The 20293-nt window shown below is 72.0% G+C and carries 17 protein-coding genes; 9 read left to right on the top strand and 8 right to left on the bottom strand.

The features are described from left to right. Positions 1-34: 34 nt before the first annotated feature. Together ACZ4AA_RS00975 and map are read right to left on the bottom strand one after the other, a co-directional pair. Positions 35-730: a biliverdin-producing heme oxygenase gene (locus ACZ4AA_RS00975; RefSeq protein WP_467593235.1), complete on the bottom strand. Its 696-nt coding sequence runs from the start codon at positions 728-730 to the stop codon at positions 35-37. 186 nt (positions 731-916) lie between these two features. Continuing rightward, the gene (map, locus tag ACZ4AA_RS00970; protein ID WP_467593233.1) at positions 917-1774 is read right to left on the bottom strand and encodes a type I methionyl aminopeptidase; all 858 of its coding nucleotides are present in this window, start codon (positions 1772-1774) and stop codon (positions 917-919) included. Between the two features lie 58 nt (positions 1775-1832). Here map and ACZ4AA_RS00965 point away from each other — a divergent pair, with 58 nt between their 5' ends. After that, positions 1833-2069 carry a hypothetical protein gene (locus ACZ4AA_RS00965; protein WP_467593230.1) on the top strand — a complete coding sequence of 79 codons (237 nt, stop codon included), beginning with the start codon at positions 1833-1835 and terminating at the stop codon, positions 2067-2069. 214 nt (positions 2070-2283) lie between these two features. On the opposite strand, the gene ACZ4AA_RS00960 is transcribed toward ACZ4AA_RS00965, so the two are convergent. Further along, positions 2284-2886 carry a hypothetical protein gene (locus ACZ4AA_RS00960; RefSeq protein ID WP_467593227.1) on the bottom strand — a complete coding sequence of 201 codons (603 nt, stop codon included), beginning with the start codon at positions 2884-2886 and terminating at the stop codon, positions 2284-2286. Between the two features lie 154 nt (positions 2887-3040). Here ACZ4AA_RS00960 and ACZ4AA_RS00955 point away from each other — a divergent pair, with 154 nt between their 5' ends. From ACZ4AA_RS00955 to ACZ4AA_RS00945, 3 genes are all read left to right on the top strand, one after another. Beyond that, positions 3041-4165 (top strand): sialidase family protein, encoded by a 1125-nt coding sequence (locus tag ACZ4AA_RS00955; RefSeq protein ID WP_467595061.1) that lies wholly within the window; start codon positions 3041-3043, stop codon positions 4163-4165. A 68-nt stretch (positions 4166-4233) separates the two neighbouring features. Then, a complete protein-coding gene (gene npdG, locus ACZ4AA_RS00950) occupies positions 4234-4938 on the top strand; it encodes an NADPH-dependent F420 reductase (RefSeq protein ID WP_467593225.1) in 705 nt (234 codons plus the stop codon). 96 nt (positions 4939-5034) lie between these two features. Continuing rightward, on the top strand, positions 5035-5196 hold the full coding sequence (locus ACZ4AA_RS00945; RefSeq protein ID WP_328668736.1) for a hypothetical protein: 162 nt from the start codon (positions 5035-5037) through the stop codon (positions 5194-5196). A gap of 22 nt (positions 5197-5218) precedes the next feature. Here ACZ4AA_RS00945 and ACZ4AA_RS00940 read toward each other — a convergent pair whose 3' ends face one another. Continuing rightward, positions 5219-6016 (bottom strand): site-2 protease family protein, encoded by a 798-nt coding sequence (locus ACZ4AA_RS00940; RefSeq protein WP_467593223.1) that lies wholly within the window; start codon positions 6014-6016, stop codon positions 5219-5221. Between the two features lie 180 nt (positions 6017-6196). On the opposite strand from ACZ4AA_RS00940, the gene ACZ4AA_RS00935 reads away from it, so the two are divergent. Further along, a complete protein-coding gene (locus ACZ4AA_RS00935) occupies positions 6197-9529 on the top strand; it encodes an AfsR/SARP family transcriptional regulator (protein ID WP_467593220.1) in 3333 nt (1110 codons plus the stop codon). 63 nt (positions 9530-9592) lie between these two features. Here the strand turns inward: ACZ4AA_RS00935 and ACZ4AA_RS00930 are convergent, their stop codons facing one another. The 3 genes from ACZ4AA_RS00930 to panB form a co-directional block, all read right to left on the bottom strand. Beyond that, on the bottom strand, positions 9593-10417 hold the full coding sequence (locus tag ACZ4AA_RS00930) for an ABC transporter permease (protein WP_467593217.1): 825 nt from the start codon (positions 10415-10417) through the stop codon (positions 9593-9595). Then, the gene (locus tag ACZ4AA_RS00925; RefSeq protein ID WP_467593215.1) at positions 10414-11448 is read right to left on the bottom strand and encodes an ATP-binding cassette domain-containing protein; all 1035 of its coding nucleotides are present in this window, start codon (positions 11446-11448) and stop codon (positions 10414-10416) included. The genes ACZ4AA_RS00930 and ACZ4AA_RS00925 overlap by 4 nt, the downstream gene beginning before the upstream one ends. Before the next feature lie 358 nt (positions 11449-11806). Beyond that, positions 11807-12694, bottom strand: coding sequence for a 3-methyl-2-oxobutanoate hydroxymethyltransferase (panB, locus tag ACZ4AA_RS00920; RefSeq protein ID WP_467593213.1), 888 nt, complete (start codon positions 12692-12694; stop codon positions 11807-11809). A gap of 237 nt (positions 12695-12931) precedes the next feature. Between panB and ACZ4AA_RS00915 the strand changes: the two genes are divergently transcribed. From ACZ4AA_RS00915 to ACZ4AA_RS00900, 4 genes are all read left to right on the top strand, one after another. Next, the gene (locus ACZ4AA_RS00915; RefSeq protein WP_467593211.1) at positions 12932-14533 is read left to right on the top strand and encodes an MFS transporter; all 1602 of its coding nucleotides are present in this window, start codon (positions 12932-12934) and stop codon (positions 14531-14533) included. 126 nt (positions 14534-14659) lie between these two features. Next, entirely contained in the window at positions 14660-15280 is a 621-nt protein-coding gene (locus tag ACZ4AA_RS00910; RefSeq protein ID WP_467593209.1) for a TetR/AcrR family transcriptional regulator, read from the top strand. A gap of 200 nt (positions 15281-15480) precedes the next feature. Beyond that, positions 15481-16518, top strand: a complete 1038-nt coding sequence (locus ACZ4AA_RS00905; protein ID WP_467593206.1) for an endonuclease/exonuclease/phosphatase family protein — start codon at positions 15481-15483, stop codon at positions 16516-16518. Positions 16519-16718: 200 nt separating this feature from the next. Further along, positions 16719-17939 carry an MFS transporter gene (locus ACZ4AA_RS00900; protein WP_467593203.1) on the top strand — a complete coding sequence of 407 codons (1221 nt, stop codon included), beginning with the start codon at positions 16719-16721 and terminating at the stop codon, positions 17937-17939. 89 nt (positions 17940-18028) lie between these two features. Here ACZ4AA_RS00900 and ACZ4AA_RS00895 read toward each other — a convergent pair whose 3' ends face one another. Beyond that, the gene (locus tag ACZ4AA_RS00895) at positions 18029-20104 is read right to left on the bottom strand and encodes an NAD(+) synthase (protein ID WP_467595058.1); all 2076 of its coding nucleotides are present in this window, start codon (positions 20102-20104) and stop codon (positions 18029-18031) included. Positions 20105-20293: the final 189 nt, after the last annotated feature.

Here is a 20293-nt window from a genome sequence, read left to right as displayed (position 1 = left end):
AGCCCACCCCGAACCCCGCGCCCGGGGCGAACCTTCACGCGGTCAGCGGGAACTCCGCCCCCAGCGCCCCGAACACCCCGGTGTTCAGGGCGAAAGCCCGCTTGCACTCCGCCACGATCCGCTGCTTCTCCAGATCGTCGGCCCGGACCCCGTCCAGCAGCTCGCGATAGCCCCGCTTGAACGCGGCCGGGTTGGCGATGTCCTCGAAGACGTAGAACCGGACCCCGTCGCCCTTGCGGCTGAACCCCCAGGTCCGCTCCGCCCTGCCACGGATGATCTGGCCCCCGGAGAGGTCCCCCAGATAGCGCGTGTAGTGGTGGGCCACATAGCCTCCCGGCCAGGTGCGGGCACACTCCGTGACCCGGTCCGCGTACGCGCGGGTCGCGGGCAGCGCGGTGAGCGAGTCCCGCCAGTCCGGGCCGCGCAGATGGGCGAGGTCGCGCTCCAGCGCCGCGCGGCGCAGCAGCTCGGGCCGCAGGAAGGGCCCGGCCACCGGATCGGCGGCCAGCCGCTCCGTCTCCGCCTCCAGTGCCTCGTACACGAACCACAGCTGCTCGGTGTAGCGCGCGTACGCCTCGACGCCGAGCCGGCCGCCGAGCAGGTCGCTCATGAACGTCGAGGTCTCCGCCTCGGTGTGCTGTTCGTGCGACGCGGTGCGGATGAGCGTCGAGAAGGGGACGGCCGCCGGGTCCGTGGGGTCCGGCGTGCTCAGGGTGTCCGGCGCGTTCATGGAGCCTCCGGGGCCGAGGGGAAGGGCGCGAGCCGTTGCGGGAACGATCACAGTTTGTATAGTTAGGCTTACCTAAGTCAATGACCTTCCCGACGTTCTGTCGGTAAAACCGTACCCCGATCACCGACCGCGCCCACATGAGAAAACCCGCCCTGTGGACAGGGCGGGTTCCATGGGTCCGGGCGGCTACGGCAGGGTGAGGATCTCCGCACCGTCGCCGGTGACGACGAGGGTGTGCTCGAACTGGGCCGTGCGCTTGCGGTCCTTCGTCACGACGGTCCAGCCGTCGTCCCACATGTCGTAGTCGTGCGTGCCGAGCGTGAGCATGGGCTCGATGGTGAAGGTCATCCCGGGCTGCATCACGGTGGTCGCGTGCGGGTTGTCGTAGTGCGGGACGATCAGCCCGGAGTGGAACGAGGAGTTGATCCCGTGCCCGGTGAAGTCACGCACGACCCCGTACCCGAAGCGCTTGGCGTACGACTCGATGACGCGCCCGATGATGTTGATCTGGCGCCCCGGCCTGACCGCCTTGATCGCCCGGTCGAGCGCCTCCCGGGTCCGCTCCACGAGGAGCCGCGACTCCTCGTCGACGTCACCGACCAGGTACGTCGCGTTGTTGTCGCCGTGCACGCCGCCGATGTACGCCGTCACGTCGAGGTTCACGATGTCGCCGTCGCGCAGCACCGTGGAGTCGGGGATGCCGTGGCAGATGACCTCGTTGACCGAGGTGCACAGCGACTTGGGGAAACCGCGGTAACCGAGGGTCGACGGATAGGCGCCGTGGTCGCACATGTACGCGTGCGCCACCCGGTCCAGCTCGTCCGTCGTCACGCCCGGCGCGATGAGCTTCGCGGCCTCGGCCATCGCCCGCGCGGCGATCCGCCCGGCGACCCGCATCGCCTCGATCGTCTCGGGCGTCTGCACCTCCGGTCCGGTGTACGGCGTGGGGGCGGGCTTTCCCACGTACTCGGGGCGCCTGATGTTTCCCGGCACGGGACGGGTGGGAGAGAGCTCCCCTGGTACGAGCAGCGACTGGCCAGACATGACAGCGAGTCTAACCAGCGGGCATGGGGGAACATGTCTCTGGCGAAAGGAGCTGATGATGGCCCTGTTCAAGAAGCGGACGGTCGGCAAGCCCGGCGAGTGGTTCTACTGCCTGGAGCACAAGAAGGTCGAGGAGGGCCCCGACTGCCCGGGCAAGGACCGCTTCGGCCCGTACGCCACCCGTGAGGAGGCCACGCGCGCGATGGAGCTCGCGCGGGAGCGGAACCTCGAATGGGAGACGGACCCGAAGTGGCACGACGCGTCGGGCAAGGAGCCGGGCACCGAGGACGACTGAGGCGGCCGTCCCCCGCGCGGGCGATGACGCCGGACTCCGGGACGGGTGACGGCGGCACCGCCGGGGGCGGCTTCCGCCCCCGGAGCCGGCACCCACGGGACCGCGCCCGCACCCACGGGACCGCGCCCGCACCCACGGGACCGCGCCCGCACCCACGGGACCGCGCCCGCACCCACGGGACCGCGCCCGCGACCACCGGGGCGGCGGCTGCCCGCTACCACCGGTACGACGGCGGGGCCGTCAGCTGGTCCGCGAGGCGGGAGAGACGGTCGCGGAAGCGGTGGCGGCCCCGGGGCGAGGGCAGCGCGTTCTCCCCGGCCGCCGCGCTGACCAGATGCTGCACGGTGTCGAGGTCGAGCTCGGGGTCCGGCGGCACCGCGAGCGACTCGTGCGCCAGCGCCGGCAGCTCGCCCTCCCCATGGGACAGGGCCATCACCGTCGCCCCCGCCCGCCGGGCGTCGTGCACCCGCTCCAGCAGCGCGCCCCCGGGCGCCTCCGCGGCCACCACGAGCAGCGTCTCCCCGCGCCTGGCCGCCTCGATCCGGCCGAGCCCCACCGCGAGGTGAGCGGGATCGGACTCCCGAGCCCCGTGCCGCACCAGCGTCGGCGACAGCTCCGGGGTTCCCGACCAGGCGGCCTCGTCCACCAGATGCGCCGCGAGGTGCCAGGGTTCGTACGCCTCGGAGCCGACCAGCAGCAACCCGCCTCCGTGCGCCACCACGGCCCCCCGCAGGGTTCCCCCGAACCGCCGTGTCGCACCCAGCCATTCGGTCCCGGCAAGCACCTCGCGCAGCAACGCGACCCGTACGGCATCCATGGCTGCATCCTGCCGCAACGGACCACTCGTGACCCGGAGTTCACCACGAATTCGCCCAAGTTGGGCAGAAGTACGCACCGACGACCCCATAAGCGACCGCAGCAGGGAGCCGGCCATGACACAGCCGAGCGCAGCGACCGGGACCGACGGGACGATGGGCACCGGGACGACGGGCACCGGGACCACAGGCACCGGGGCGGGCGCGGACCCCGCGGTGAGCGTCCCCTTCCGTGCCGGGCGCGAGGGCTACGCGAGCTTCCGGATCCCCGCCGTCGTCGCCACCCGCACCGGCACCCTGCTGGCCTTCTGCGAGGGCCGGGTCGGCTCCGCGCAGGACCACGGGAACATCGACATCGTGCTCAAACGGTCCCTGGACGGCGGCCGGACCTGGGGCCCGCTCCAGGTCGCCGCGAACAACGGGACCGACCTCGCGGGCAACCCCGCGCCCGTCACCCTCGACACCGGCCGCGTCCTGCTCGTCCACGTCCGCAGCGCCGCGAGCGCCTCCGAGGACGCCCTGCTCCGCGGCAGGGTGAAGTCGGCCGACGGACGGCGGGCATGGGTGCAGCACAGCGACGACGACGGACTCACCTGGTCGACGCCCAAGGAGATCACCGCCCAGGTGAAGAAGGCGGGCTGGCGGTGGTACGCCACGACACCGGGCCACGCCCTCCAGCTCCGCTCCGGCCGGGTCGTGGTCCCCGGCAACCACACCGTGCCGCCCACCGGCACCGACAACGGCACCGAGGCGAAGTACAACAGCGGACACTGCCTGCTCAGCGACGACCGCGGGGCGAGCTGGTACCTCGGCTACCTCGACGAGAACACCAATGGGTACATCAACGTCAACGAGACCACCGCCGCCGAACTCCCCGACGGACGCGTCTACTTCAACACCCGCAACGACTCCCCCTCGCCCGGCAACCGCGCCGACGCCCACTCCCTGGACGGCGGCAGAACCCTGGTCTGGCCGTTCCGTCCCCAGGCCGGCCTGGTCACCCCGGTCGTCCAGGGCAGCCTGCTCCAGCTCCGCGACCCGGACCTGCTGCTGTACTCCGGGCCCGCGGACCCGGACTTCCGCGCCCTGATGACGCTCCGCGCCTCGGCCGACGGAGGCACCACCTGGCGCTCGGCGCACACCGTGGACGGACTGCCCGCCGCGTACTCCGACCTGGTCCGCGCCGACACCGCGGCCGTCGGACTCCTCTACGAGACGGGCGACTTCGGCGCCTACGAGACGATCACCTTCCGACGCATCCCGGTCACCGCCCTCGGGTGACCGTGCTCACCCGGGACGCCCGGCCGTCCCGGGCACCCCGCCGGGGCCCGCGCACGTAAAGTCGGCCCATGACCTCTACTGACAGTGCACAGAAGGCCCCCGCCAAGGACCCCTGGGACCTGCCCGACGTGTCCGGGCTCGTAGTCGGCGTGCTCGGCGGCACCGGTCCCCAGGGCAAGGGCCTCGCCTACCGCCTCGCCAAGGCGGGCCAGAAGGTGATCATCGGCTCCCGCGCCGCCGACCGCGCGCGGGCCGCCGCCGAGGAACTCGGCAACGGTGTGGAGGGAGCCGACAACGCGGAGACCGCCCGGCGCAGCGACATCGTGATCGTCGCCGTGCCCTGGGAGGGCCACGGCAAGACCCTGGAATCGCTGCGCGAGGAACTGGCCGGGAAGCTGGTCGTCGACTGCGTCAACCCGCTCGGCTTCGACAAGCAGGGCGCCTACGCGCTGAAGCCGGAGGAGGGCAGCGCCGCCGAACAGGCCGCCGCCCTGCTGCCCGGCTCCCGGGTCACCGCCGCCTTCCACCACCTCTCCGCCGTGCTCCTCGCCGACCCGCGGATCGAGGAGATCGACACCGATGTGATGGTCCTCGGCGAGGAGCGGGCCGACGTCGAGATCGTCCAGGCCCTCGCGGGCCGCATCCCCGGCATGCGGGGCGTCTTCTCCGGCCGCCTGCGCAACGCCCACCAGGTCGAGGCCCTCGTCGCCAACCTGATCTCGGTGAACCGCCGCTACAAGGCACACGCCGGCCTGCGAGTCACGGACGTATAGACCGCGCGCGGCACACACGGGCCGCGGGTGAAGGACGTACGGGCCGCGTGGGGGACACTGGTGCCAAGCAGTGTCCCCCCGACAGGAGCCGACCCCATGCCCCGCCTCGCTCTCTACGCCCTCGCCGTCTGTCTGCTGTCCGTGGCGGCAGCCGTCGTCTCGTTCGTCCAGGGCAGCTGGCTGGGCATCGTGTGGGTACTGCTGGCGGGCCTGTCGTCGAACATGACCTGGTACTACGCGCGGCGCGGCAGGGCGTGACCGCCGACCGGCGCCCGTCAGGTCAGGACCGTACGCAGATGTCGCTGTTCGCTTCCCAGAAGCGGTAGAGCCACTGTCCGCAGTCGGTGTCCCGGCCGTCGATGCCGAGGCCGCCCAGGAGCGTGTCGATCAGGTGGAAGAACTCCTGGTTGACCGACGGGATCCACAGCAGCCCGAACACCGCGAGCAGTCCGAACGGCGCGAAGGGCTCGACCTGGCGGCGGACGCCGTACGACAGCCAGGGCTCGATCACGCCGTAGCCGTCCAGGCCCGGGACCGGCAGGAAGTTCAGGATCGCGGCCGTGACCTGGAGCAGCGCCAGGAACGCCAGCGCGTAACGGAAGGCGGCCGGGACGCCGTCCAGCGCGTGCAGCCAGAACGGCGCCGTGCACACGACGGCGAACAGCACGTTCGTCAGCGGGCCCGCCGCCGAGATCAGGCTGTGCTTCCAGCGGCCCTGGATCCGGTTCCGCTCGATGAAGACCGCACCGCCGGGCAGCCCGATCCCACCCATGATCACGAACAGCACCGGAAGCACGATGCTCAGCAGGGCATGGGTGTACTTGAGAGGGTTCAGGGTCAGATACCCCTTGGCCCCGATCGAGATGTCGCCGCTGTGCAGCGCGGTACGGGCGTGCGCGTACTCGTGCAGACAGAGCGAGACGACCCAGGCGGCCGTCACGAAGAGGAACACGGCCACACCGGGCTTCTCGGCGAAGCCGGTCCAGGTGGCCCAGCCGGCCACCCCCGTGACGGCGGCGATGCCGACGAAGACGGGGCTGATCCTCCGGTCGCTGTGGCGGGTCGCGGCGGTGGTCATGGTGCTCCCTGGACTGGCTGCGCTGACGATGACGTGTTCGGGCCTGCCCGACCGTACCGGGCTCATGCCGAAAACGTCTCGCCATCGGACATCGGTTCCCGCGAGGGTGGGGGAGCGCGCCGTCGGGGCCCTGGCAGAACTCCACGTACCCGGCTCCCGCACCCGACGCCGACAGAGACAATGGACCCCGTGCGCTACCGCATCCTCGGCACCACCCAGGTACTCCGCCCCGACGGCACGCCCGTCCCGGTCGGCGGGGCGCGGCTGCGTGCCCTGCTGACCGTTCTCGCGCTGCGGCCCGGACGGACCGTTCCGGCGGCCGTGCTGGTCGCCGAGGTGTGGGACGGCGACCCGCCCGCGGACGCGCCCGGAGCGCTCCAGGCGCTGGTCGGGCGGTTGCGCCGGGCCGTGGGCGCGGACGCGGTCGCCTCGGTGGAGGGCGGCTACCGGCTGGAGGCCGTGCCCGACGACGTCGACCTGCACCGCTTCGAGCGGCTCGCCGGTGAGGGCACCCGGGCCGTCGCCGACGGAAACCCGGCCGAGGCCGCCGTCCTCCTCGACGACGCCCTGGCCCTGTGGAGCGGTCCCGCCCTCGCGGACCTCCCCGACCGCAGCGCCGAGGCGGCCCACTGGGAGACCCGTCGCCGGCACGCCCGCTGCGCGCGCCTCACCGCCGCCCTGGCCCTCGGCCACGCCGCGTCGGTCCTCCCCGAGCTGACCGCGCTGTGCGATTCCCACCCCCTGGACGAGCCCCTCCAGGCACTGCGGCTCCGTGCCCTGCGGGACGTGGGCCGCACGGCGGAGGCCCTGGCCGCGTACGAGGACGTACGGCGGTTGCTGGCCGATCGCCTCGGCTCCGATCCCGGGACCGAACTGCGCTCCCTGCACGCCGAGTTGCTCCGCCCGGCCGAGACCGGCGGCGCCCGCACGAGGCACCCTGAGGCCCGCTCCGCGGAGAGGGACGGTCATCGCGCGGCGGCCGACGGCGGCCGTCCCGCCGCCCCGCGGCCCGGCAACCTCCGCGCCCGGCTCACGTCCTTCGTGGGGCGGGAGTACGACATCGATGCCATCCGGGGCGATCTCGCGACGGCCCGGCTCGTGACCCTGCTCGGGCCCGGCGGGGCGGGCAAGACCCGGCTGTCGCAGGAGGCGGCCGAGGCCCTCTCTCCCGCGCCGCGGGACGGGGTGTGGCTGGCCGAACTGGCCCCGGTGGACGACCCGAAGGCCGTGCCCGAGGCCGTGCTGACCGCCGTCGGCGCCCGCGAGACCGTGCTGCGCGGAGCCGGCGCCGAGGAGATGCGCGCCGTGGCCGACCGGCACGACGACCCGCTCACCCGGCTCACCGAACACTGCGCCAAGCGCCGGATGCTGATCGTCCTCGACAACTGCGAACATGTCGTCGACGCCGCCGCCCATCTCGCCGAGGCACTGCTGGAGCGCTGTCCCGGTGTGACCGTGCTCGCCACCAGCCGTGAACCCCTCGGCGTCCCCGGGGAGTTGCTGCGCCCGGTGGAACCGCTGCCGGAACCCGTCGCGCTGCGGCTGCTCGCCGACCGGGGCGCCGCCGCCCGGCCGGGCTTCCGGGTCGGGGACGATCCCGAGGCGGCCGCCGAGATCTGCCGGCGCCTCGACGGCCTCCCGCTCGCCATCGAACTCGCCGCCGCCCGGCTGCGGATGCTCACCCCGCGCCAGATCGCCGACCGGCTCGACGACCGCTTCCGGCTGCTGACCTCCGGCAGCCGCACGGTCCTGCCCCGCCAGCAGACCCTGCGCGCGGTCGTCGACTGGTCCTGGGACCTGCTCGACGAGGCCGAACGCGACACCCTGGGGCGGCTGTCCGTGTTCGCGGGCGGCTGCGACCTCTCCGCGGCCGAGGCCGTCTGCGGTCCGGCCGCGCTGGACGTCCTCGGCTCGCTCGTCGACAAGTCCCTTGTCGTCGCGGCCCCTTCGGGCGAGGGGGACACCCAGATGCGCTACCGGCTGCTGGAGACCGTCGCCGAGTACGCGCGCGAACGCCTCGACGAGTCGGGCGCCCGCAAGACCACCGAGCGCGCCCACCTCACGTACTACCGCGAACTCGCCCGCACCACAGACCCGTTGCTGCGCGGACCCGAACAGCGGGCCGCGATCGACCTGATCGAGCGCGAGTACGAGAACCTGCGCACCGCTCTGCGGCACGCCGTCGCCGAACGCGACGAGCAGGAGGCGCTGTGCATGGTCCACTCACTGGCCTGGTACTGGCAGATCCGGGACCAGCGCATCGACGCCCGCGCCTGGTCCCTGGAGGTGATGGGCCTGGGCCCCGACCCCTTCGCCCCGCCGGCCCGACCGGCCGCAGCGCTGTACGAGCGCTGCACGGACTTCCCGCCGCCGATGCGCGAGGAGGTCCTCGAGGAGGCCCGCCGCGGCGTCCACCTCATCCATCTCGCCTACATGGACATGGACATGGGCGCCTGGCAGACCCCGCAGGCCCAGGAGAAGCTCCGCGTCATCGGCGAGACCTACGAACCCGGCATGCCGCAGACCTGCCGGACCCCCGGCTACCTCTGGTTCTACGCCGTCCTGCTCACCGGCACGATGGAGCGGTTCACCGAGGTGATCAACAAGACGGTGAGCACCTGCCGGGAACTCGGCTACGACTGGGAGCTGGCCACCGCCCTCCAGATGCGCGCCAACATCCTCGCCAACCGCGCCGAGATGGCGGGCGACGCCACCGTGGACGCCGACGAGGCACTGGAGCTCTTCGGCCGTATCGGCGATGCCTGGGGCGCGGCCGAATCGCTCTCCGCGCGCGGCGAGGCCCATGAGCGAAAAGGCGACTTCAGGGCCGCCGCCACGGACTACGCGGAGGCGGCGAAGTACGCCGAGCGGCTGGGCGCGCGGGCCCAGACGGCGGTGCTCAACGTCCGGCTCGGCAGCATGTACCTGGAGCTGGGGGAGCCCGAGCGGGGTGAGCGGATGATCCGCGAGGTCCTCGCGACCGGGCAGGGCGCCCACAACGAGGCCATGCCGGCGGCCCATCTCTTCCTCGCGATCTGGCTCGGCCGCAAAGGCAGGACCGGGGAGGCGCGCGAGCAGATACGGCTGCTGCGGCAGGACTTCGGGGCCGGTTCCTTCGTTCTGTTCGATGGGTTCATGCTCGGTGCCGAGGCGTGGCTGGACGCGATCGACGGGCGGAGCGAGAGCGCCCTGGACAAGGTGCGCGTGGCGCTGGAGCGGTCCCGCGACCGGCTGTCGCGGATGATCGCGCCGCACATGCCCTCCGCCCATCTGATGACGGCGGCCATCGCCCTGGGCGATCTGGACGGCGGCCGTCGTGCCCGGGACGCGGCCAGGGTGCTGGGCGCCGCGGACGCCCTGCTGCCGTCCGGCCACTTCCCCGGTCCCATGGAGGTGGAGGTGCGCGAGCGGGCCGAGGCGGGCGCGCGGAGGCTGCTGGGCGACACCGCGTACGAGGCCGCGTACGCGGAGGGCGGCGGCCTCTCCCTGGAGGAGGCCGCCGCCCTCATCTGAGGCGCGGACGCGAACCGGCGCGCCCCGGCCCCGGTCGGCGGGGCCGGGTCCGTACGCCGGACGTCAGGTCTTGGTGCGGAACTTGTGGATGGCGATGGGCGCCATCACCACGGTGAGGGCGGCCGTCCAGCCGAGGGTCAGCCACAGGCTGTGCGCGACCGGGCCGCCCACCATCAGACCGCGGGCCGTGTCCGCGAGGTTGGACAGCGGGTTGTAGTCGGTGAAGGTCTGGAGCCAGCCGGGCATGGTCGAGGGCGGCGAGAAGATCGACGAGCCGAACTGGAGCGGGAAGAGCACCAGGAAGCCCATCGCCTGCACGGACTGGGCGTTCTTCATCGTCACCCCGAGGACCAGGAAGATCCACATCAGGGCCGAGGCGAAGAGGGTGGCGAGGCCCACGGAGGCGAGCAGTCCGGGCCAGTTGGTGATGTCGAAGCCGACCAGGACCCCCACGACCATGAGGACGGTGGTGGCGACGAGCATCCGCATGAGCTCCACCACGAGCTTGGCGAAGAGCACGGAACCCCGGCCGATGGGCAGGGTGCGGAAGCGGTCCATCACCCCCTTGTGGAAGTCCTCGTTGAAGCCGGTGCCGACGGCGGTCGCCATGTTCATCGTCGTCATCGCCATCAGGCCGGGCATGACGTACTGCACGTAGGCGTCCTGGCCGCCGCCCAGCGACTGGCCGATGGAGCCGCCGAAGACGTACACGAACAGCAGGGTGAAGATGATCGGCATCAGGACGGCGTCGAACATCGACTCGGGGTCCTGGCGGATCCACAGCAGATTGCGGCGGATCAGGGCGCCGATGTGGCGGGCGTGCGCCCGGGGCGAGATACGGGCGTCGCCCTCGACGGCGAGGGGAGCTTCGACGGTGGCGGTGCTCATGCGGAGACCTCCTCGTAGGCGCGGGCGGGGTTCTCGTCCTGCGGGGCACTGGCCTTGTGGCCGGTGAGCGAGAGGAACACCTCGTCCAGGCTGGGCAGTTCGGTGCTGATGGAAGCGATCGTGATGCCGCGCGCGGTGACCGCGCCGACCACGGCGGTGAGCTGTTCGTCGCTGAGGATCGGGACCAGCACGCTGCCGGTCTCGCTGTCCACGATCGTCGTGGCGAGTCCGGTGAGGCCCAGTTCGTCGAACATGGTGGCCAGCGGGGGCAGTTGGAGCGGGTCCGCCGGGCGGATCCGCAGCGTCCGTCCGCCCACGCGCGCCTTCAGCTCGTCGATCCGGCCGCCCGCGATGACCTTGCCGCGGTCGATCACCGTGAGTTCGGAGGCGAGCTGCTCGGCCTCCTCCATGTACTGGGTGGTGAGGAGCACGGTGACGCCGTCGGAGACCATGCGCTTGACCTCCTGCCACACCTCGTTGCGGGTGCGCGGGTCGAGGCCGGTCGTCGGCTCGTCCAGGTACAGCACGGCCGGGCTGCCGATCATCGAGGCGGCGAGGTCGAGCCGGCGGCGCATACCGCCGGAGTACGTCGACGCCGGGCGCTTGGCGGCCTCGGTGAGGGAGAAGCGCTCCAGGAGCTCGTCGGCGCGCCGGCGGGCCTCCTTGCGGGGCAGGTCGAGCAGCCGGCCGATCATGTAGAGGTTCTCCCAGCCGGGGAGCTTCTCGTCGACCGAGGCGTACTGGCCGGTGAGGCCTATCACCCGGCGCAGCTGCCGGGGCTGCCTCAGCACGTCGTAGCCGGCGACCGTGGCCGTGCCGGCGTCGGGGGTGATGAGGGTGGACAGGCAGCGGACGAGGGTGGTCTTGCCGGCGCCGTTGGGGCCGAGGACTCCGAGGACGGTGCCCTCGCGTACGTCCAGGTCGATCCCGTCCAGCGCCTTGGTCTCGCCGTAGTGCTTGACCAGCCCCCGTACGGTGACGGCGCTGCGGCCGGTCGCAGCTTGCCGGGGCGTGTTGTCGATTCGCGTCATGTCCGTCAAGGTGCCAGGCGCCACCGACAAACGACCGACAGGCCGCCTACAGAACCCGACCGTTACCGATAGGTCGCCGACACTCGGCCGACAGGCAGACCGATAGCAGACCGACAAGCAGACCGACAAGTAGACCGGTAAGCGGATCGTTAGGCGGTCGGCGGGCAGACCCGGCAGCGGACCCGGCAGGGAGACCCACAGCGGGCCGGCAGGGTGGGGAAACGGCGACAACCCGCCGACGGGGGAAGATCGGCGGGTTGTCACGGTGCCGCAGTGGCTCAGGTGCCTCGGGGTCCGGGGGCGGTCGCGGCGGCCTGCGGGCGCCTGCGGGGCCCGGGTGTCCCGGGGGCTTCGGGGCTCAGTGGACGGAGTGCTCCTCCAGCGGGAACGTCCCGCCGACCACGTCCTCGGCGAACGCCTTCGCCGCGTCGCCCATGACACGGCGCAGGTCGGCGTACTGCTTGACGAACTTCGGCACCTTGCCGCCCGTCAGGCCCATCATGTCGGTCCACACCAGGACCTGTGCGTCGGTCTCGGGGCCCGCGCCGATGCCGACGGTCGGGATGTGCAGGGTGCGGGTGACCTCGGCGGCGAGCTCCGCCGGGACCAGTTCGAGGACGACGGCGAAGGCGCCCGCGTCCTGGACCGCCTTGGCGTCGCGCAGCAGCTGGTGCGCGGCCTCCTCGCCCCGGCCCTGGACGCGGTAGCCCATGGAGTTCACGGACTGCGGGGTCAGGCCGATGTGTGCCATGACCGGGATGCCGGACTCGACCAGGAGCTCGATCTGGCGGTGCGAGCGCTCGCCGCCCTCCAGCTTCACCGCGCCCACCCCGGCCTCCTTGACCAGGCGGGTCGCCGAGCGCAGCGCCTGCACCGGGCCTTCCTGGTAGGAGCCGAAGGGCAGGTCGCCGACGATGAGGGCCCTGCTGGTGCCCCGGACGACCGCGGCGGACAGCACGGTCATCTCGTCCATGGTCACCGGGACGGTCGTCTCGTACCCGAGGTGGCAGTTGCCGGCCGAGTCGCCGACGAGCATGACCGGGATGCCGGCCTCGTCGAAGACGGACGCGGTCATCGCGTCGTAGGCGGTGAGCATGGGCCACTTCTCGCCGCGCTCCTTGGCGGCGGTGATGTCGCGCACCGTGATACGGCGGGTGCTCTTGCCCCCGTACAGCGCCTTGCTGCTGTCGGTGGCCTTGAGGACACCCTCCGCAGGCTGCTTCGGGGCAGCCGAAAGCTGCGTCATCGCAACGGCTCCTTATGTCATCTCGAGGCACCCTGACGGCGTCCCCGGATCACCTCCATGGTGGCACCTCGTGGTACGCGCGGCTAGACCGGACCCGCCGGACCCGGTGTCGATCACGCCACTTCATGTCCCCCGCCACCGGCCTTCGTCCACAGGCCTAGGTCCGTTCGTAAGTTCTGCGTAAAGCCTTTCCGATACGAGACGGTTCCGTATCGAAACGCCTCTAGGGTGGTCGTCATGACAACTTCCGCTCCTCCGCTCGACCGGCGCGTGCCCGAGGCGGTGCACCGGCGCCGCTGGGCGATCCTCGGCGTGCTCATGCTCAGCCTGCTGATCGTGGTGCTCGACAACTCCATCCTGAACGTCGCGATCAAGACGATCTCGACCCCGGCGCCGACCGGGCTCGGGGCCACCCAGGGTGAGCTGGAGTGGGCGATCAACGCCTACACCCTCGTCTTCGCCGGCCTCCTGTTCACCGCCGGCCTGCTCGGTGACCGGCTCGGCCGCAAGAAGGTGCTGCTCGCCGGTCTCGCCGTGTTCGGCATCGGCTCCGCGCTGGCCGCCGAGTCCGGCTCGCCGGTCCAGCTCATCGTGTTCCGCGCCCTGATGGGCCTCGGCGCCGCCTTCGTGATGCCCGCGACGCTCGCCGTCCTGATGAACGTCTTCGAGCGCGACGAGCAGCCCAAGGCCATCGGTATCTGGGCCGGCGGCGTCGGCCTCGCCATCGCGATCGGCCCGATCACCGGCGGCGTGCTCCTCGACCACTTCTGGTGGGGCTCGGTCTTCCTGATCAACGTGCCCATCGTGATTCTCGCGATCGTCCTGATGATCTGGCTGGTCCCCGACTCCCGCGACCCGAACCCGGGCCGGCTGGACCCGGTCGGCGTGGTCCTGTCGATCATCGGCCTCGTCCTGCTCGTCTACGGCATCATCAAGGGCGGTCAGCTCGCCGACTTCACCGACCCGCAGGTCCTCGCGACCATCGGCGCGGGGCTTCTCGTCCTCGTCGGCTTCGTGGTCTTCGAGATGCGCAGCGACCACCCGTCCATCGACGTCAGCTACTTCAAGAACAAGGTCTTCTCGGCCGCGATCTCGGCCATCGCGCTCGTCTTCTTCGCCCTCATGGGCGTGACCTTCTTCTCCGTCTTCTACACCCAGAGCGTGCGCGGGTACTCGCCGCTCCAGACCGGCCTGCTGATGCTCCCGCTGGCCGTGGCCCAGATCATCTTCGCCCCGCGTGCCCGGCTGGTCGTCGACCGCTTCGGCAACCGCGTCACCTGCACCGCCGGTCTGGTGATCATCGCCGCGACGCTGGCCGCGTTCGCCACGCTGGAGGCGGACACCCCGATCTGGATCCTCGAGGTCATCTTCTTCCTGATGGGCACCGGCATGGCGCACATCATGACCCCGACCAGCGTCGTCATCATGCAGGCGCTGCCGCGCGAGAAGGCCGGCTCCGCGTCCGCGCTGAGCAACACCTTCCGCCAGGTCGGCGGCGCCCTCGGCATCGCGGTGCTCGGCTCCGTGCTCTCGACGGCCTACCGCAACGGCATCGACGGCAAGCTCGGCCTCGTCCCGGCCCCGCTGCGGCACACCGCGGGCGAGTCCATCGAGGCCACCCTCGGTGTCGCCGCCAAGCTCGGTCCCCAGGGCAAGGCCCTCATCACCCCGGCCAACGACGCCTTCCTGCACGCGATGCACGTCACCGCCCTGTGCGGCGCGGGTGTCGCGGTCATCGGTGTGATCGTCGTCGCGCTGTTCCTGCCCGGCCGTCCCGCGGCCCCGCAGCAGGGCGAGGACGAGGCGGAGCTGGTCACGGCCGACCTCGGTCAGGACTGACCCCGGCGCACCGCCGTGGGCGTCCCCCGACCGGGGTGCCCACGGCGGGGGCGACGCGCCGAGTGCCCGCGGGCACCGTGAACGGGGGAGAATGACACCTGGTCAACGATGGGAACGGAGTTCGACGTGAGCCTCGCGGACAGCCGAGACAGGCAGGTGTGCCCCGGCCGGGGACGTCCCCGCAGCGAGGCGGTGGAACGCGCCATCATCGAGGGCGTGATGAAGCTCCTGGAGGACGGTGTCCCGCTCGCGGACATCTCCATCGAGCGCCTCGCGCGCACCGCCGGGGTCGGCAAGGCGACGATCTACCGTCGCTGGGCCGGCAAGGAGGAACTCTTCGTCGACGTCCTGCGTGGCACCGAGCCCGCCGACCCCGAACTCCCCGGCGTCTCCATGCGCGACGACCTCGTCGTCCTGCTGGAGTCGCTGCGCAGGCGCGGTCTGGTCAGCCGCTCGTCGGCGATCCTGCACAACGTCTACGCGCAGATGAAGTCCAGCCCCAAACTGTGGGCCGCCTACGACGCCACGGTCATAGCGCCCAGACGCCAGCTCGGCTACGAGGTGCTGCGCCGCGGCCAGGAGAACGGCGAACTCCGCGACGACGTCGACATCGAGCTGCTCAACGACATGTTCGTCGGCCCCATGCTCGTCCGCTCCGTCATGCGCCCCGACACCGATCTGCCCGAGGGACTCGCCGAGCGGATCGTCGACACGCTGCTTCAGGGTCTGCGCCCCGTCCGGCCCTGACACGAACCGTTTCTGACGACATGAATGTGCGCGTTTCGTCACAGAGGCCGCACCTCGTGCCAGGATGCGGAACTCCGGGCACCGAGTTGTACGTCCCCTTGCCTGTACGGCCGTCCCGGACGGCGAGAACGACACCGGACATCCCCTAGGGTCGTAGGCGAGGGGCAGACGGTGCGCACGGCAGTTTGTGAGGCGACGGTATGGCGCAGGCGTATATGACGGAGACGGGCAGCGACGGCCGGGGGCCGGAGCGCAGAGATTCCCGGCTCCGGCGCCTGCTCGACGGCTGGCGCGGCGACCGCGGCATCTGGCGGCGCGGACTGGTCCTCGCCGCCCTCGCGCTGCTGCTCGCCCTGGTGATGCTGACCCACGGGCGGATCCCGAACCGGATCGGCAACCTCGGCAGTCTGACCGAGACGTTCCTGCCGTGGCTCGGCGTGTTCATCCCGGTCCTGCTGGTCCTCGCCTTCGTGCGCAAGTCGGCGAGCGCCCTGATCGCCGTGGTGCTGACCGGCGCGGTCTGGCTGAACCTCTTCGGCGGACTGCTGACCGACAAGACAGAATCGGGCGGCGATCTGACCGTCGCCACGCACAACGTCAACGCCGACAACCCGGACCCGTCCGGTACCGCCCGGGACGTGGCCGCCTCCGGCGCCGACGTGCTCGCCCTGGAGGAGCTGACGGCCTCCGCGGTGCCGGTGTACGAGAAGACGCTCGCGTCGACGTACAAGTACCACTCGGTCCAGGGCACCGTCGGACTGTGGAGCAAGTACCCGCTCGGTGACGTCCGGCCGGTGGACATCAAGCTGGGCTGGACGCGCGCCATGCGGGCGACCGTGTCGGCTCCGGCCGGCCAGGTCGCGGTGTACGTGGCCCACATGCCCTCGGTGCGGGTGAAGATGAAGGCCGGGTTCACCGCCCGGCAGCGCGACAAGAGCGCGAACGCGCTGGGCGAGGCGATCGCCGACGAGCCGCTGAAGCAGGTCGTCCTGCTCGGTGACCTCAACGGCACGATGAACGACCGGGCGCTGAACGCGGTCACCGCGCAGATGCGTTCCACCCAGGGCGCGGTGGGCAGCGGCTTCGGGTTCAGCTGGCCGGCCTCGTTCCCGATGGCCCGGATCGACCAGATCATGGTCAAGGGCATCGAGCCGGTGACCTCCTGGACCCTGCCGGCCACCGGCAGCGACCACCTCCCGATCGCCGCCCGCGTCAAGGTGGACGCCACCGCGTCCTGACCCGCCCGTAACCCCCTTTCAACCTCCTGGAATACTGGGCCCGGCAGACTTTGTTCACCGGCTAAACTTAATAGCCGGTGACCGACCGACCGCGTCCCGCACATCGCCGTGCGCGGACGTCCCCGTACCCGAGCGCGTCCCGCGGACAACCCGCGCCGGTACGGAGTCCCGCTCGCCCCAGCTCCCTCGAAAGGCCTCTCATGCCTCTGGCCCTGCTCGCCCTCGCCGTGGGCGCCTTCGGCATCGGCACCACCGAGTTCGCCATGATGGGCCTGCTGCCCGACGTCGCCGGCGACCTCGGCATATCCATCCCGTCCGCCGGGCACCTCGTCTCCGCCTACGCGCTCGGCGTGGTCATCGGCGCCCCGCTGCTCGCCGCGGCCACCGCCCGCATGCCCCGCCGCACGGTCCTCATGGCCCTGATGGGCCTGTTCGTCGCGGGCAACGCGCTCTCCGCGCTCGCCCCCGACCAGAACTGGCTGCTCGCCGCCCGCTTCCTCAGCGGACTCCCGCACGGCGCCTTCTTCGGGGTCGGCGCCGTCGTGGCCACCGGCCTGGTCGCGCCCGAGCGCAAGGCCCGGTCCGTTTCGCTGATGTTCCTCGGCCTGACCGTCGCGAACATCGCCGGTGTCCCGGCCGCCACCCTCGTGGGGCAGCACCTGGGCTGGCGGGCCACCTTCCTCGGGGTGAGCGCGATCGGCGTGGCCGCCATCGCCGCGCTGTTCCTGCTGATCCCGCGGACCCTCGCGCACACCCCAGGCGGCGGACTGCGCGGTGAACTCGCCGCCCTGCGCCCGCTGCCCGTCTGGCTCGCCCTCGGTACGACGGTCGCCGGCTTCGCGGCCCTGTTCTCCGCGTACAGCTACATCGCGCCCATGCTCACGGACGCCGCCGGCTACACCGAGGGCAGTGTCACGCCGCTGCTCGCGCTGTTCGGTGTCGGCGCCACGGCGGGCAACCTGCTCGGCGGGCGGCTCGCGGACCAGGCGATGCGCCGCACCCTGTTCGGCGGTCTGGCCTCGCTGGTGGTCGTGCTGGCGGCCTTCCCGGTGCTGATGCGCACCGAGTGGAGCGCCGCCCTCGCGGTGGTGCTGCTCGGCACGGCCGCCTTCGTCACCGGCTCGCCCCTCCAGCTGATGGTCATGGAGAAGGCCGCCGCCGCGCCCTCCCTGGCGTCCTCCGCCAACCAGGCCGCGTTCAACCTGGCCAACGCGGGCGGCGCCTGGATCGGCGGCCTCGCGCTGGCGGCGGGCCTCGGCGCGACCTCTCCGGCCCTCGCCGGAGCGGGACTTGCGGTGCTTGGCCTCGCGGTGGCCGCCGTGGCCCACGTGGTGGACCGCCGCAGGGCGGTCCCGGCCGCCGGACACGAACGGGTGGTCGCCACCCACGTCCCCGAACGGCCGGGAGCGCTGCACGGTTGATCCGACGGGAACCGGCCGCCGGCCGCGAGCGGTTGACGGTCGGCCGGGAGCCGGGAGAGCCGTGAGCCGTCAGTTCTCGGACCCGGCCGTCAGTCCTTGGTCCCGTCGGCCCCCTCGGCCCCCTCGGGCGGCTCCGGGGAGTCGAAGCGGGCCAGGTCGCGGAGCCAGGCGCGGGCCGAGCCGTCGGACGGCGCGCGCCAGTCGCCGCGCGGCGAGAGCGAACCGCCGGCCGAGACCTTCGGCCCGTTGGGCATGGCCGAGCGCTTGAACTGCGCGAACCCGAAGAAGCGGCGGCAGAACACGTCCAGCCAGCGCCGGATCTCCGGCAGGTCGTACGCGCCCCGCTCGGCCTCGGGGAAGCCCGGCGGCCAGGCGCCCGCGTCCGGGTCGTGCCAGGCGTGCCAGGCCAGGAAGGCGATCTTCGAGGGCCGGAAGCCGTAGCGCAGCACATGGAAGAGGGTGAAGTCGTGCAGCGCGTACGGGCCGATCTTCGACTCGGTGGACTGCAACTCCTCGCCCGGCACGAGCTCGGGGCTGATCTCCGTGTCGAGGATCGCGGACAGCGTCCGGTCGGTGTCCTCGCCGAACTGGTGGCTGCCGATGACCCAGCGGATCAGATGCTGGATCAGCGTCTTCGGCACGCCCGAGTTGACGTTGTAGTGGCTCATCTGGTCGCCGACGCCGTACGTGGACCAGCCGAGGGCCAGCTCCGACAGGTCGCCGGTCCCGAGCACGATGCCGTCGCGCTGGTTGGCGAGCCGGAACAGGTAGTCGGTGCGCAGGCCGGCCTGCACGTTCTCGAAGGTGACGTCGTAGACCGGCTCGCCGGAGGCGAAGGGGTGGCCCATCTCCTTCAGCATCAGCCGCGCGGTCGGCGTGATGTCCAGCTCGGCCGCGGTGACGCCGAGGGAGCGCATCAGCGCGTGCGCGTTGCCCTTGGTGTGGTCGCTGGTGGCGAAGCCGGGCAGGGTGAAGGCGAGGATGTCGCTACGGGGACGGCCCGCCCGGTCCATCGCACGGGCGGCGACGATCAGCGCGTGCGTGGAGTCGAGGCCGCCCGACACCCCGATGACCACCTTGGGGCCGCCGATCGCCGCGAGCCGCTGCTGGAGCCCCGCGACCTGGATGTTGTAGGCCTCGTAGCAGTCCTGGGCCAGCCGGTCGGGGTCCGCGGGCACGAACGGGAAACGCTCGACGCGGCGCCGCAGGCCCAGGTCGCCGGTCGGCGGGTCGAGCCGGAACGCCACCGTCCTGAAGTCGGCGGTGCGGGCCGCGTGGGTGCGCCGGTTGTCGTCGAAGCTGCCGGTCCGCAGCCGCTCCTGGCGCAGCAGGTCGAGGTCGACGTCCGCCACGGCGAACTGGTCGTCGAGCGGGAAGCGGCCGGACTCGGCCAGCAGCGTCCCGTTCTCGTAGATCATGGTCTGGCCGTCCCACGACAGGTCCGTGGTCGACTCGCCCAGCCCGGCCGCCGCGTAGACGTAGGCGGCGATCCCGCGTGAGGACGCCGAACGGCACATCAGCTTGCGGTCCTCGGCCCGGCCCACGGTGATCGGGCTGCCGGAGAGGTTGGCGAGGACGGTGGCACCCGCCAGGGCCGCCTCGGCGCTCGGCGGCACCGGCACCCACATGTCCTCGCAGATCTCCGTGTGCAGCACCAGACCCGGCACGTCCTCGGCGGCGAACAGCAGGTCCACCCCGAACGGCACGGACTCACCGCCGGCCAGGATCGTGCCGCCGCGCTCGTCGTCGCCCGCGGCGATCTGCCGGCGCTCGTAGAACTCGCGGTAGTTCGGCGGGTACGACTTGGGCACGACACCGAGGATCCGGCCGCGGTGCACGATCACCGCGCAGTTGTAGACCCGGTTGCGGTGCCGCAGCGGGGCGCCCACGACGAGGACCGGCAGGAGTTCCGCCGACCCCGCCACCACCGTACGGAGCGCCTCGTCGACCTGGTCGAGCAGCACGTCCTGGAGGAGGAGGTCCTCGATCGAGTAGCCGCACAGGCCCATCTCCGGGAAGACGGCGACGGCGACACCCTCCTCGGCGCAGCTGCGCGCCTGGCGCAGGACCGCCTCGGCGTTGGCGGGCGGGTCCGCGATGACGGTGTGGCCCGTGCAGGCGGCGACGCGTGCGAAGCCGTGCTGATAGAGCGACCGGAAGTTCAGAGGAGGCACCGGGCCAGTGTAATCGTCAGAGCGACGCGATGGGGTGGCGGCCCATGCGGGACACCCCGGCCGCCGTACGTCCCCGTGCGCAGTGCCCTCGTACCCGCCCGTGGTCGTCCGCGGTCGCCCGCACGCGCCCGCCTCCGCCTCCGCACGTCCGCGCCCGCCCGCCTCCGCACACCCGCAGCC

The sequence above is a fragment of the Streptomyces sp. NPDC024698 genome, assembly GCF_055559015.1.
Note: the sequence above shows the minus strand (reverse complement) of the source record. Positions and strands in the feature narration are given on the sequence as shown.

What these genes read in the sequence shown, in the direction of transcription:
- ACZ4AA_RS00930 (WP_467593217.1), bottom strand. Translation starts at nt 10,417, where the DNA reads ATGAGCACCGCCACCGTCGAAGCTCCCCTCGCCGTCGAGGGCGACGCC.
- ACZ4AA_RS00955 (WP_467595061.1), top strand. Translation starts at nt 3,041, where the DNA reads ATGGGCACCGGGACGACGGGCACCGGGACCACAGGCACCGGGGCGGGC.
- panB (WP_467593213.1), bottom strand. Translation starts at nt 12,694, where the DNA reads ATGACGCAGCTTTCGGCTGCCCCGAAGCAGCCTGCGGAGGGTGTCCTC.
- ACZ4AA_RS00925 (WP_467593215.1), bottom strand. Translation starts at nt 11,448, where the DNA reads ATGACGCGAATCGACAACACGCCCCGGCAAGCTGCGACCGGCCGCAGC.
- ACZ4AA_RS00935 (WP_467593220.1), top strand. Translation starts at nt 6,197, where the DNA reads ATGGACCCCGTGCGCTACCGCATCCTCGGCACCACCCAGGTACTCCGC.
- ACZ4AA_RS00940 (WP_467593223.1), bottom strand. Translation starts at nt 6,016, where the DNA reads ATGACCACCGCCGCGACCCGCCACAGCGACCGGAGGATCAGCCCCGTC.
- ACZ4AA_RS00905 (WP_467593206.1), top strand. Translation starts at nt 15,481, where the DNA reads ATGGCGCAGGCGTATATGACGGAGACGGGCAGCGACGGCCGGGGGCCG.
- map (WP_467593233.1), bottom strand. Translation starts at nt 1,774, where the DNA reads ATGTCTGGCCAGTCGCTGCTCGTACCAGGGGAGCTCTCTCCCACCCGT.
- ACZ4AA_RS00965 (WP_467593230.1), top strand. Translation starts at nt 1,833, where the DNA reads ATGGCCCTGTTCAAGAAGCGGACGGTCGGCAAGCCCGGCGAGTGGTTC.
- ACZ4AA_RS00960 (WP_467593227.1), bottom strand. Translation starts at nt 2,886, where the DNA reads ATGGATGCCGTACGGGTCGCGTTGCTGCGCGAGGTGCTTGCCGGGACC.
- ACZ4AA_RS00915 (WP_467593211.1), top strand. Translation starts at nt 12,932, where the DNA reads ATGACAACTTCCGCTCCTCCGCTCGACCGGCGCGTGCCCGAGGCGGTG.
- npdG (WP_467593225.1), top strand. Translation starts at nt 4,234, where the DNA reads ATGACCTCTACTGACAGTGCACAGAAGGCCCCCGCCAAGGACCCCTGG.
- ACZ4AA_RS00900 (WP_467593203.1), top strand. Translation starts at nt 16,719, where the DNA reads ATGCCTCTGGCCCTGCTCGCCCTCGCCGTGGGCGCCTTCGGCATCGGC.
- ACZ4AA_RS00975 (WP_467593235.1), bottom strand. Translation starts at nt 730, where the DNA reads ATGAACGCGCCGGACACCCTGAGCACGCCGGACCCCACGGACCCGGCG.
- ACZ4AA_RS00945 (WP_328668736.1), top strand. Translation starts at nt 5,035, where the DNA reads ATGCCCCGCCTCGCTCTCTACGCCCTCGCCGTCTGTCTGCTGTCCGTG.